We start from the raw sequence: 12414 nt of genomic DNA on the forward strand, positions 1-12414 counted from the left end.
GCTACACCCAAACCCGAAGTTTCTGGGTTATTCCCCTTCGGGCCAGCGCAAGCGCTGTTCGCGATGGAGGCGCGTCCCGCGTTCGCGGGAATGGCAAGGTTAAGGGAGGAGCGAGAGGCCAGAGTTCGCTAGCAGGCTCGCTCCTACGAAGAGCATCTCGGCGCGGGCGCGAGACAGTTGCTCCTACGTTCCCGCCGACGGTGGGCAAGGCCCCGGGCAGGGCCTAAGATGGGCGCCTCGACCCCACGGAACGGACATCCCCTCGAATGCTGCGCCTGCTCAAAGACGAGAAATTCCTCCTCCTCGCCCTGCTCCTGGCCGTGCTGGCCTACGCCCTGGAGCACAGCCTGCTAGCCGGCGGCAAGGCCGTGGCCGGGGTGGCCGCCAGCGTGCTGCTGGCCTCGATCATCAGCGTCTCGCTGCGCGTGGCGCACCATGCCGAGGTGCTCGCGGAGAAGGTCGGCGAGCCCTACGGCACCATGATCCTGACCCTGGCGGCGGTGCTGGTGGAGGTGGTCATCCTGGCCATCATGATGGGCCACAACCATTCGCCGACCCTGGCCCGCGACACCATCTACGCCGCGGTCATGCTGGACATGAACGGCATCCTCGGCCTGGCCGCGCTGCTCGGCGGCCTCAAGCACGGCGAGCAGGCCTACAACGACGACTCGGGCAAGACCTACGTGACCATGATCCTCACCGCGGTGGGCATCTCCATGGTCATCCCCGAGCTGATCCCGGCCGCGCAGTGGAAGCTCTACTCGCTGTTCACCATCGGCTGCATGCTGATGCTCTACGGCCTGTTCCTGCGCATGCAGACCGGCCAGCACAGCTACTTCTTCAGCTACAACTACGCGGTGCGCAAGCAGCAGCCCCACGAGGCCGACGAGGAGCACGGCGGCACCCGCGGCTCCATGGCCCTGCTGGTGGTCGGCGTGGTGCTGATCGGCGCCCTGGCCGAGGTGATGTCCAAGGCCCTGGACGTCAGCCTGGAAGGCAGCGGCGTGCCGCCGATCGTGCCGGCGCTGCTGGTGGCGGCCATCTCCGCCAGCCCCGAGATCCTCACCGCCCTGCGCGCCGCCCTGGCCAACCGCATGCAGCCGGTGGTCAACATCGCCCTCGGCGCCTCGCTGTCCACGGTGATCCTCACGGTGCCGGTGATCGAGGCCCTGGCGCTGTTCAAGGGCCAGCCGTTCCAGATGGCCATGACCCCGCTGCAGACCGGGATGATGTTCATCACCCTGGTGGTGGCCGGGTTCAACCTGCACGATGGCAAGACCAACGCCATCGAGGGCATGACCCACTTCGTGCTCTTCGCCACCTTCCTGATGCTGTCGCTCATGGGTTTGTAAGCATGCTGAAGATCTACCTCGCCGGCCCCGACGTGTTCCGCCCCGACGCCGCCGCGTACGGCGAACGGCTCAAGGCGCTGTGCGCGGAATACGGGTTCGAAGGGCTGTTCCCGCTGGACAACCGGCTGCCGGAGGCGATCACGGAGCCGCACCAGCAGGCGATCTGGCTGTACCGCGCCAACCTGCGGATGCTCGCCGAGGCCGACGTGGTGCTGGCCAACCTGGCGTCCTTCCGCGGCAGCGAACCGGACAGCGGCACCTGCTTCGAGGTCGGCTACGCCGCGGCCCTGGGCAAGCCGCTGTACGGCTACCTGCCAGACGCCGGCAGCTACGCCGAGCGCATGCGCCGCAAGTACCCGGAATGGCTGGGCGAGCAACCCGGCCGCGACCGCGACGGCAACGTCCTGGAAGCCTTCGGCCTGCCGCTGAACCTGATGCTGGCGGTGCCCACCCAGATCGTCTCCGGCGGCCCGCGCGAGGCGCTGGAATTGCTGCGCCAGGATGTGCAGCCGGCGGAATGACCGTAACCGCGCCCATGTAGGAGCGCGCCCTGCGCGCGATTCGCGGGCAGGGCCCGCTCCTACACGACTGCGCCGAGGCGCTTTTCGTAGGATGGGTTGAGCTTGCGAAACCCATGCGGTCACGGTGATGGGTATCGCTTCGCTCAACCCATCCTACGGGAGCCCGGAATTGACGTAGGAGCGGACTCCGTCCGCGATGGGCCGGGCCCAGGCACGGCGATCGCGGATGAATCCGCTCCTACAAAAGAAGAAGAGAAGCCCGAGCGGCTCAGACCTTCTTGACGAATTCCGACTTCAGCTTCATGGCGCCGATGCCGTCGATCTTGCAGTCGATGTCGTGGTCGCCGTCCACCAGGCGGATGTTCTTCACCTTGGTGCCGACCTTGACCACCAGGGACGAGCCCTTGACCTTGAGGTCCTTGATCACGCTGACGGTGTCGCCGTCCTGCAGCACGTTGCCGACGGCGTCCTTGATCACCTTGGCGTCGCCCTCGCCTTCGGCGGCGGCATCGGCCGACCATTCATGGGCGCATTCCGGGCAGACCAGCAGCGCGCCGTCCTCGTAGGTGTATTCGGAATTGCATTTCGGGCAGGGTGGCAGGCTCATGATCGCTATCACTGACAGTGGAAAAGACCGTGCATTATATAAGGCTTTGCCCACTTCAGGGGTGCAATTGCTGCAGGTAGGCCGCCAGCGCCTCGATATCCCCGGCCTGCAGCTGCGACGCCACCGCCAGCATGGTCGAGCCGGCGCGGCGCGGGTCCTTGTCGCGGTAGGCCTCCAGCGTCCGCTGCAGGTAGGCCGCCGGCTGCCCGGCGATACGCGGGACGCCCTGCTGGCCCAGCCCCTGCGGACCATGGCAGGCCACGCAGACCCGCCCGAACAGCGCCTCGCCCCTGGCCCGCAGGGTATCGTCCACCGTGCCCTGGCGCGGCAGCACCGGCTGCTGGCTGTAGTACACGGCGATGTTCACCCGCTCGTCGAGGCTCAGCATCTTCGCGGCCTGGTTCATCACGAAGTCGGTGCGCTGCCCGCTGGCGTAGCGCTCGAAGGCGGTGAACAGGTAGCCCGGCGCCTGCGCGGCCAGGTTCGGGATGTAGTCGCGCCGGCTGTTGCCATCGTCGCCATGGCAGTTGCGGCACAGCACGATGCGCTCGTGGCCGGCGGCGTAGGCCTGCTCGCGCAGGGCGGGGTCGGCCATGATGGCGTCGAAGCGCGCCTGGGCGGCCTCGTCGCCCAGGGCGGTACAGCTGACGGTCAACAGCAGAGCAATCGCGAAACGCATCGCCTCCTCCCCGGAACTCGGCCTGCGGCTTGCCGTTTATAGGCGTGCGCGCGGCGCGGGGCCTGGATGCAGGTCAATGAAGCGGTGCCCCGGCCGCGCCGGAAGGTGATGGTTTTCGCAAAGACATAAAAAAGGGGGAGCATCGTGCTCCCCCGGGGACTGAACCTTGAGACCCGTCTGTCCGTCGGTCAGCCTTCAATCTCGATCAGCACCTCGCCCGGGTTGACGCGGTCACCCTTGGCTACGTGGATCGCCTTGACGGTGCCGGCGATGGGCGCCTGCACCTCGGTTTCCATCTTCATGGCCTCGGTGATCAGCACGGCCTGGCCGGCCTTCACGCTGTCGCCTTCCTTCACCAGCACGTCGACGATGTTGCCCGGCATGGTGGTGCTGACGTCGCCCGGCGCGCTGGCGTGCTTGCGCTTGTTGCCGCCGCCGCCGATGAACTCGTTGAGCGGCTCGAACACCACTTCTTCCGGCATGCCGTCGATGGACAGGTAGAAGTGGCGCTTGCCGTCGGTCTTCACGCCGACGCCGGTGATGTCCACGCGGTAGCTCTCGCCGTGCACGTCGACCACGAACTCGGTCGGCACGCCTTCGCCGCCGGCCGCGGCCACGCCGTTGCCGGTGGGGATCGGCAGCAGTTCCTCGGGCTTCAGGGCGCCGGCCTCGCGTTCCTCGAGGAACTTGCGGCCGATGTCCGGGAACATGGCGAAGGTCAGCACGTCCTCCTCGGACCGGGCCAGGGCGCCGATCTCGCCGCGCAGCTTGTCCAGCTCGGGCTTGATCAGGTCGGCCGGGCGCACGTCGATGACTTCCTCGTTGCCGATGGCCTGGCGCCGCAGCTGCTCGTTGATCTGGCCCGGGGCCTTGCCGTAGCGGCCCTGCAGGTACAGCTTCACCTCGTTGGTGATGGTCTTGTAGCGCTCGCCGGCCAGCACGTTGAAGAACGCCTGGGTACCGACGATCTGCGAGGTGGGGGTGACCAGGGGCGGGAAGCCCAGGTCCTCGCGCACCCGCGGGATTTCCTCGAGCACCTCGGCCATGCGGTTGAGGGCGCCCTGCTCCTTCAGCTGGTTGGCCAGGTTGGAGATCATGCCGCCGGGCACCTGGTTGACCTGCACGCGGGTGTCCACGCCGGTGAATTCGCTCTCGAACTGGTGGTACTTCTTGCGCACGGCGTGGAAGTACATGCCGACCTCCTGGATCAGCTCCAGGTCCAGGCCGGTGTCGTAGGGGGTGTTGCGCAGCGCCGCGACCATCGACTCGGTGCCCGGGTGGCTGGTGCCCCAGGCCATGCTGGAGATGGCGGTGTCGATGCGGTCGGCGCCGTTCTCCACGGCCTTGAGCTGGCACATGCTGGCCACGCCGGCGGTGTCGTGGGAGTGCACCACCACTTCCAGCGGCAGGGCGTCCTTCAGGGCCTTGACCAGGTCGCCGGTGGCGTAGGGGGTCAGCAGGCCGGCCATGTCCTTGATGGCGATGGAGTCCACGCCCATGGCCGCCATGGCCTTGGCCTGGGCGACGAAGGCGTCGATGGTGTGCACCGGGCTGGTGGTGTAGCAGATGGTGCCCTGGGCGTGCTTGCCGGCGGCCTTCACCGCCTCGATGGAGACGCGCAGGTTACGCACGTCGTTCATCGCGTCGAAGATGCGGAACACGTCGATGCCGTTGACCGCGGCCTTGGCCACGAAGGCGCGCACCACGTCGTCGCTGTAGTGGCGGTAGCCCAGCAGGTTCTGCCCGCGCAGGAGCATCTGCAGGCGGGTGTTGGGCAGCGCGGCCTTGAGCTTGCGCAGGCGCTCCCACGGGTCTTCCTTGAGGAAGCGCACGCAGGCGTCGAAGGTGGCGCCGCCCCAGACTTCCAGCGACCAGTAGCCGACCTTGTCGAGCTTGTCGCAGATCGGGAGCATGTCCTCGGTGCGCATGCGGGTGGCCAGCAGGGACTGGTGCGCATCGCGCAGGATGGTATCGGTGACGCTGATTTTCTTGCTCATCTCGTAATTCTCCTCTCCGCTGCAGCCTGCCGCTTGTAGCCTGCAGCCTGAAACCTCAAAGGCCCGCGTGGGCGGCGATGGCGGTGGCGATGGCGATGGCCAGGTGCGACGGGTTGCGCTTGATCGAGTACTGGGTCAGCTCCGGGTGGCTTTCCACGAAGCTGGTGTTGAACTCGGCGCTGCGGAATTCCGGATCCTTGAGGATTTCCTGGTAGTAGGGCGCGGTGGTCTTCACGCCTTGCACGCGCATGTCGTCCAGTGCTCGCAGGCCGCGGTCCAGGGCCTCTTCCCAGGTCAGTGCCCAGACGATCAGCTTCAGGCACATGGAGTCGTAGTACGGCGGGATGGTGTAGCCGGTGTAGATCGCCGTGTCGGTGCGCACGCCGGGGCCGCCGGGGGCGTAGTAGCGGGTGATCTTGCCGAAGGAGGGCAGGAAGTTGTTCTTCGGGTCCTCGGCGTTGATGCGGAACTGCAGGGCATAGCCGCGGTACTGGATGTCTTCCTGCTTGACCGAGAGCGGCAGGCCGGAAGCGATGCGGATCTGCTCGCGGACGATGTCGATGCCGGTGATTTCCTCGGTGATGGTGTGTTCCACCTGCACCCGGGTGTTCATCTCCATGAAGTACACCTCGCCATCGGCGAGCAGGAACTCCACGGTGCCGGCGTTCTCGTAGCCCACGGCCTTGGCCGCGCGCACGGCGAGGTCGCCGATGTAGGCGCGCTGCTCGGGGGTCAGCTGCGGGCTGGGGGCGATCTCGATGAGCTTCTGGTTGCGGCGCTGGATCGAGCAGTCGCGCTCGAACAGGTGCACGGTGTTGCCGAAGGCGTCGGCCAGCACCTGGGCCTCGATGTGCTTCGGGTTGACGATGCACTTCTCGAGGAAGACTTCCGCGCTGCCGAAGGCCTTGGTGGCCTCGGAGATGACGCGGGGGAAGTTCTGCTCCAGCTCCTCGCGGCTGTTGCAGCGGCGGATGCCGCGGCCGCCGCCGCCGGAGGTGGCCTTGAGCATCACCGGGTAGCCGATGCGCTCGCCTTCGCGCAGCGCTTCGGCGAGGTCGGCGACGTTGCCTTCGGTACCCGGGGTGCAGGGTACGCCGGCCGCCATCATGCTGCGCCGCGCCTCGGTCTTGTCGCCCATGCGGCGGATCACTTCCGCCGACGGGCCGATGAACTTGATCCCGCGCTCGGCGCAGATGTCCGCAAGCTCCGCGTTCTCGGAGAGGAAGCCGTAGCCCGGGTGCAGGGCGTCGCAGCCGGTCTCCACCGCCAGGTTCACCAGCGCGCGCGGGTTGAGGTAGCCGGCCAGCGGGTCGGTGCCGATGCTGTGCGCCTCGTCGGCGCGCTTCACGTGCAGGGCGTGACGGTCGGCATCGGAGTAGACGGCCACCGAACGGATGCCCATCTCGGCGCAGGCACGCACGATGCGGACAGCGATCTCCCCACGGTTGGCGATCAGGATTTTCTTGATCACTTGCGGTTTCCCTCGACCGGGGCTGATGGACCCGGCACTTGAACCAATCGGCAATCCGCCGCGGCGTTCGATCCGCGTCGGCTCGGCACGTGCCGGAGCAGGGTTCCGGCGTTTTTTTACCCTACGCGGGATCGAGGATTACCCAAAATCAATATTTATTGGGATAGCCATAACTTTTGCCTTATAGTCGAACGCAACCACCCCGTTCGGGAGCCGTCCGAATGCGTAAGTCCTTGATGCGAATGACACTTCGCCAGCTGCAGGTATTCCGTGCGGTGTGCGAGAGCCGTTCCTACAGCCGCGCCGCGGAGGAAATGGCGCTGACCCAGCCGGCGGTCAGCCTGCAGATCCGCCAGCTGGAGGAACTGGTCGGCCAGCCGCTGTTCGAGTACATCGGCAAGAAGCTCTACCAGACCGACGCCGCCGACGCCCTGCTGCGCGCCAGCACGGACATCTTCCAGCGCCTGGAGGTGCTGGACATGCAGCTGTCCGACCTCAAGGGCTCGCTGCAGGGCCAGTTGCGCCTGGCGGTGGAGTCCAGCGCCAAGTACATCACCCCGCACCTGTTCGCCGCCTTCCAGGCCCAGCACCCGGACGTCAGCCTGCACCTCACGGTGGTCAACCGCGCCCAGGTGATCAAGCGCCTGTCGGACAACCGCGACGACCTGGTGATCATGTCCCTGGTGCCCCAGGACATGGCCCTGGAGTTCCTGCCCTTCCTGAACAACCCGATAGTCGCGGTGGCGCCGCCCGAGCACCCGCTGTGCAGCGCCGCCAAGCTGTCGCTGAAGGACCTGGAATCCTGGCCGCTGCTGATCCGCGAGCCTGGCTCGGGCACTCGCAAGGCCTGCGAGGAACACTTCCAGCAGAAGCGCGCGCACTTCCCGCAGACGCTGGAATTCGCCTCGCTGGAGGGCTCGCGGGAAGGGGTGCTGGCCGGCCTCGGCCTGGCCCTGCTGCCGCGCCACGCGGTGAGCCGCGAACTGCGCGCCGGGCTGCTGCGCGAACTGCCGGTGGAGGAACTGCCGCTCTACCGCAGCTGGTGCCTGGTGCACGCCCGTGGCAAGCGCCTGAGCCCGGTGGCCCAGGCATTCGTCGCGTTCATCCGCGAGGAGCGCGCGCTGATCAGCCAGTTGGCTGAGCGCTTTTCACCGACGCCCGTGCAGAATTGAGGTAGTTGGCGGCGATCAGGTCGGGATAATCGGACATCTCGCGGTCGAGACGTTGCGCCTCGAGGCGCTCCTCGATGGCCCGGCGGAACTGCATGCGGCGCTGATCCTCGAGCTTGCGGCGGGTCCTGCTGTCCAGGTGCTGGGTGTCGTCGATATGGCGTGGCATCTCGCATCTCCCAAGGCCGAAGGGCTGGAGACGCCAGCATGCTGACGACGGATGACAGTTTGAGGGCGCGGCGGTGAAGCCGCGGTGACGCCGACGGGCGGTCGGCGCCGGCTCAGGACGCCTCTTCCGGGCGCGGCTCCTCGTGGCTCTTCACCACCTTGGGCGACAGGCGCAGGCTGCGCAGGCTGCGCTTGACGCTCTTGAGGTGGTTGACCAGGTCCGGTCCGCGGGCCATGGCCACGCCCATGGCCAGCACGTCGATCACCACCAGGTGGGCGATGCGCGAGGTCAGCGGGGTGTAGATGTCGGTGTCCTCGTGCACGTCCACCGCCAGGTTCACCGTGGCCAGGTCGGCCAGCGGGGTCTGGCTGGGGCACAGGGTGATCAGGGTGGCGCCGGCCTCGCGGACCAGGTTGGCGGTCACCAGCAGGTCCTTGGAGCGGCCGGACTGCGAGATGCAGATGGCCACGTCGCTGGGCTTCAGGGTCACCGCCGACATCGCCTGCATGTGCGGGTCGGAATAGGCCGCCGCCGACAGCAGCAGGCGGAAGAACTTGTGCTGGGCGTCCGCGGCCACCGCGCCGGACGCGCCGAAGCCGTAGAACTCCACGCGCTGGGCGTGGGCGATGGCGGCGATGGCGCGTTCCAGGGCGTGGGTGTCGAGGTTCTCGCGCACCTCCATCAGCGAATGCAGGGTGGTGTCGAAGATCTTCAGGCTGAAGTCGGTGACCGAGTCGTTCTCGTTGATCGCGAACTGGCCGAAGCTGGCGCCGGCGGCCAGGCTCTGCGCCAGTTTCAGCTTGAGGTCCTGGAAGCCGCTGCAGCCGATGGCGCGGCAGAAGCGCACGATGGTCGGCTCGCTGACGCCCACGCCGTGGGCGAGGTCGGCCATGGAGCTGTGCATGACCGAGGCGGGGTCCTGCATCACGTGATCGGCGACCTTCAGTTCCGACTTGCGAAGCAGATGACGCGACTGGGCAATGTGCTGCAACAGGTTCACTGGGCTGGACTCGGCTATGATCGGCGGATGGGATGTAGTCTGCTTGTAGTTATACTACAAGTCAGGCGGTCACGCCCAGGCAATAAGTGGTGGAGCAGTATCCGATGATGTCCGAAACTTCCGCATTTCCCCTTTCCTGCGACATCCTGGTGTTCGGCGGCACCGGCGACCTGGCCCTGCACAAGCTGCTGCCGGCGCTCTACCACCTGCACCGCGAGGAGCGCCTGCCGGCCGACACCCGCATCCTCGCCCTGGCCCGCAGCCAGCGTACGCAGGAGGCCTACCTGGCGCTGGCCGAACGGCATTGCCGGGCACAGGTGGCGCGGGCCGACTTCAGCGTCGCCGACTGGCAGAGCTTCGCCACGCGCCTGGACTACCTAGCCATGGACGCCTCCCAGAGCGCCGACTTCAGCCGGCTGCGCCAGCGCCTGAAGTTCGGCCACGAGCGCGTGCTGGTGCACTACCTGGCCACCGCCCCGGACCTCTTCGCGCCCATCGCGCAGAACCTCAAGGTCGCCGGCCTGGCCGGGCCCAACACGCGCATCGTGCTGGAGAAGCCGCTGGGCCATTCCCTGGAGTCGGCACGGGCGATCAACCAGGCCATCGGCCAGGTGTTCGACGAGTCGCGGGTGTTCCGCATCGACCACTACCTGGGCAAGGAGACGGTGCAGAACCTGCTGGCCCTGCGCTTCGCCAACACCCTGTTCGAGCCGCTGTGGCGCAGCGCCTACGTCGACCACGTGCAGATCAGCGTCAACGAGACCCTCGGCGTGGAGAACCGCGGCGCCTACTACGACCACGCCGGGGCCATGCGCGACATGGTGCAGAACCACCTGCTGCAGCTGCTGTGCCTGGTGGCCATGGAGGTGCCGGTGCACTTCGACGCCGAGTCGGTGCGCGACGAGAAGCTGAAGATCCTCCAGGCCCTGCGCCCGATCGGCGGCCTCGACGTGCAGGACCGCACCGTGCGCGGCCAGTACGGCGCCGGGCGGATCGGCGGCCAGGAGGTGCCGGCCTACTGGTTCGAGAAGAACGTGGACAACGACAGCGACACCGAGACCTTCGTCGCCCTGCGCGCCGAGATCGACAACTGGCGCTGGGCCGGCGTGCCCTTCTACCTGCGCACCGGCAAGCGCATGGCGAAGAAGTGCTCGGAGATCGTCATCCAGTTCAAGCCGGTGCCCCACGCCCTGATCGGCGACGGCAGCGGCCCGGCCAACCGCCTGTGGATAAGGTTGCAGCCGGAGGAGCGCATCAGCCTGCAGCTGATGACCAAAACCCCCGGCAAGGGCATGCGCCTGGAGCCGGCCGAGCTGGACCTCAACCTGGCCCAGGCCTCCAGCCCCGGCAAGCGCCGCTGGGACGCCTACGAGCGCCTGCTGCTGGACGTGATCCAGGGCGACTCGACGCTGTTCATGCGCCGCGACGAGGTGGAGGCGGCCTGGCGCTGGATCGACCCGATCATCGCCGGCTGGCAGGAGCACTACCAGCGCCCGCGCCCCTACCCCGCCGGCAGCAACGGCCCGGAGCAGGCGCAGATGCTGCTGGAGCTGCAGGGGCGGCGCTGGTTGGAGTGAGGTTGCTTGCGAATGGGGGTTCGCCGGCAATTTCGGCGCTTGACCTGAAGAGCGCCCTCTCCCTAACCCTCTCCCTGAAGGGAGAGGGGACCGTCCGTGCCAAGCGTCATACCGGCGCTCGCCGGCAGCCTCGGCGTTGCAATGAGTTTCGACATTACGCTTCACGCCATACGGCCCCCTCTCCCTTCAGGGAGAGGGCTGGGGAGAGGGAGCGGAGTCAATCCAAAGCTCCGCTGCAGCCAGGAAACCCCATTCGCGAGCAAGAACTAGGCGTCCCCCTCGCTCCTACGAAACGCCCACCAGCAACATTGACCCCGCTCAGGGCACCGAGCCCCCGGCCCGGCTAGAGTGCGGCGTTTTATCCACAAGCGTCCCGCCACCATGCTCCAAGCCCCCGAACTGCTCTGCCCCGCCGGCTCCCTGAAAGCCATGCGCCACGCCTTCGCCTACGGCGCCGACGCCGTCTACGCCGGGCAACCGCGCTACAGCCTGCGGGTGCGCAACAACGAATTCGACCTGGCCAACCTGGCCATCGGCATCGCCGAGGCCCATGCCCTGGGCAAGCGCTTCTACCTGGTGGTGAACATCGCCCCGCACAACGCCAAGCTGAAGACCTTCCTGGCCGACCTGGAGCCGGTGCTGGCCCTGGGGCCGGATGCGCTGATCATGTCCGATCCCGGCATGATCATGCTGGTTCGCCAGCATTTCCCCCAGGCGAACATCCACCTCTCGGTGCAGGCCAACGCCGTCAACTGGGCCAGCGTGGCCTTCTGGCGCGACCAGGGGCTGAGCCGGGTGATCCTCTCCCGCGAGCTGTCGCTGGAGGAGATCGGCGAGATCCGCGAGAAGGTCCCGGACATGGAGCTGGAGGTGTTCGTCCACGGCGCCCTGTGCATGGCCTACTCCGGGCGCTGCCTGCTGTCGGGCTACATCAACCGCCGCGATCCCAACCAGGGCACCTGCACCAACGCCTGCCGCTGGCAGTACCAGGCGCACCCGGCCCGGGAGGACGAACTGGGCCAGCTGGTGCGCGAGCCGACCCTCGGCGAAGGCGCGCCCACCGACGCGGTCTTCCTGCTGGAGGAAGGCAACCGCCCCGGCGAATTGATGGAGGCCCACGAGGACGAGCACGGCACCTACATCATGAACTCCAAGGACCTGCGCGCCATCCAGCACGTGCAGCGCCTGGCCGAGATGGGCGTGCACTCGCTGAAGATCGAGGGCCGCACCAAGTCCCACTACTACGTGGCGCGCACCGCCCAGGCCTACCGCCAGGCCATCGACGACGCCGTGGCCGGCCGGCCCTTCGACCGCGGCCTGATGGACGAGCTGGAGTCCCTGGCCCACCGCGGCTACACCGAGGGCTTCCTGCGCCGCCATGTGCATGACGAGTATCAGAATTACCTGTACGGCAGCTCGCGGGTGGAGCGCCAGCAGTTCGTCGGGGAGTTCACTGGCGGGCGGCGTGGCGACCTCGCCGAGGTAAGGGTGAAGAACCGCTTCGCGGTGGGTGACAGCGTCGAACTCATGACTCCAGCCGGCAACCGTACGCTGCGGCTGGAACGTCTGGAGAACGTTCGTGGTGAAGTCATCGAGGTCGCGCCGGGTGATGGGCACGTCGTGTATCTGCCGGTGCCGGAGGAGGTGGGGCTGGATTATGGGTTGCTGATGCGGGATCTGCTGGAGCGGCCGGCTAAGGCGGGGTGTGGGGGGAGTTGTGGTTGCGGAGGTTTTTCGTAGGAGCGAGCTTGCTCGCGAACGGGACTTCGCCGGTAATCTCGGCGCTTGACCTGAAGAGCACCCTCTCCCTAACCCTCTCCCTGAAGGGAGAGGGGACCGTTCGGCGTGCTTGGGTATTCCTGAGTCAGCCGG

General features: G+C 67.2%; 11 protein-coding genes. 5 read left to right on the top strand and 6 right to left on the bottom strand.

The genetic code is table 11. The features are described from left to right. The first annotated feature begins 266 nt into the window (after positions 1–266). Positions 267–1352, top strand: a complete 1086-nt coding sequence (locus PKO50_RS29565) for a calcium:proton antiporter (protein WP_275628005.1) — start codon at positions 267–269, stop codon at positions 1350–1352. Positions 1353–1354: 2 nt separating this feature from the next. After that, on the top strand, positions 1355–1873 hold the full coding sequence (locus tag PKO50_RS29570) for a nucleoside 2-deoxyribosyltransferase (protein WP_275628006.1): 519 nt from the start codon (positions 1355–1357) through the stop codon (positions 1871–1873). 268 nt (positions 1874–2141) lie between these two features. On the opposite strand, the gene PKO50_RS29575 is transcribed toward PKO50_RS29570, so the two are convergent. The 4 genes from PKO50_RS29575 to PKO50_RS29590 form a co-directional block, all read right to left on the bottom strand. Beyond that, the gene (locus PKO50_RS29575; protein WP_177412054.1) at positions 2142–2483 is read right to left on the bottom strand and encodes a zinc ribbon domain-containing protein YjdM; all 342 of its coding nucleotides are present in this window, start codon (positions 2481–2483) and stop codon (positions 2142–2144) included. A gap of 52 nt (positions 2484–2535) precedes the next feature. Continuing rightward, positions 2536–3159, bottom strand: coding sequence for a c-type cytochrome (locus PKO50_RS29580; protein WP_275628007.1), 624 nt, complete (start codon positions 3157–3159; stop codon positions 2536–2538). A 188-nt stretch (positions 3160–3347) separates the two neighbouring features. Beyond that, positions 3348–5156 (bottom strand): sodium-extruding oxaloacetate decarboxylase subunit alpha, encoded by a 1809-nt coding sequence (gene oadA, locus PKO50_RS29585; protein ID WP_109933887.1) that lies wholly within the window; start codon positions 5154–5156, stop codon positions 3348–3350. A 55-nt stretch (positions 5157–5211) separates the two neighbouring features. Continuing rightward, positions 5212–6627, bottom strand: coding sequence for an acetyl-CoA carboxylase biotin carboxylase subunit (locus PKO50_RS29590; protein ID WP_109933888.1), 1416 nt, complete (start codon positions 6625–6627; stop codon positions 5212–5214). Between the two features lie 236 nt (positions 6628–6863). Between PKO50_RS29590 and PKO50_RS29595 the strand changes: the two genes are divergently transcribed. Further along, a complete protein-coding gene (locus PKO50_RS29595) occupies positions 6864–7799 on the top strand; it encodes a LysR family transcriptional regulator (protein WP_275630544.1) in 936 nt (311 codons plus the stop codon). Here PKO50_RS29595 and PKO50_RS29600 read toward each other — a convergent pair. Together PKO50_RS29600 and hexR are read right to left on the bottom strand one after the other, a co-directional pair. Continuing rightward, positions 7753–7965, bottom strand: coding sequence for a transcriptional regulator (locus PKO50_RS29600; protein ID WP_275628008.1), 213 nt, complete (start codon positions 7963–7965; stop codon positions 7753–7755). The two genes, PKO50_RS29595 and PKO50_RS29600, sit on opposite strands and share 47 nt — an antisense overlap. Before the next feature lie 112 nt (positions 7966–8077). Further along, the gene (hexR, locus tag PKO50_RS29605; protein ID WP_089393839.1) at positions 8078–8965 is read right to left on the bottom strand and encodes a transcriptional regulator HexR; all 888 of its coding nucleotides are present in this window, start codon (positions 8963–8965) and stop codon (positions 8078–8080) included. A gap of 107 nt (positions 8966–9072) precedes the next feature. Here hexR and zwf point away from each other — a divergent pair, with 107 nt between their 5' ends. Next, on the top strand, positions 9073–10542 hold the full coding sequence (gene zwf, locus PKO50_RS29610; RefSeq protein WP_275628009.1) for a glucose-6-phosphate dehydrogenase: 1470 nt from the start codon (positions 9073–9075) through the stop codon (positions 10540–10542). Positions 10543–10923: 381 nt separating this feature from the next. Next, a complete protein-coding gene (gene yegQ, locus PKO50_RS29615; RefSeq protein ID WP_275628010.1) occupies positions 10924–12282 on the top strand; it encodes a tRNA 5-hydroxyuridine modification protein YegQ in 1359 nt (452 codons plus the stop codon). The last annotated feature ends 132 nt before the right edge of the window (positions 12283–12414 follow it).

Origin of the sequence: Pseudomonas sp. 273 (assembly GCF_029201425.1) — a bacterium.
In the GTDB taxonomy this organism is placed as follows: domain Bacteria; phylum Pseudomonadota; class Gammaproteobacteria; order Pseudomonadales; family Pseudomonadaceae; genus Pseudomonas; species Pseudomonas delhiensis.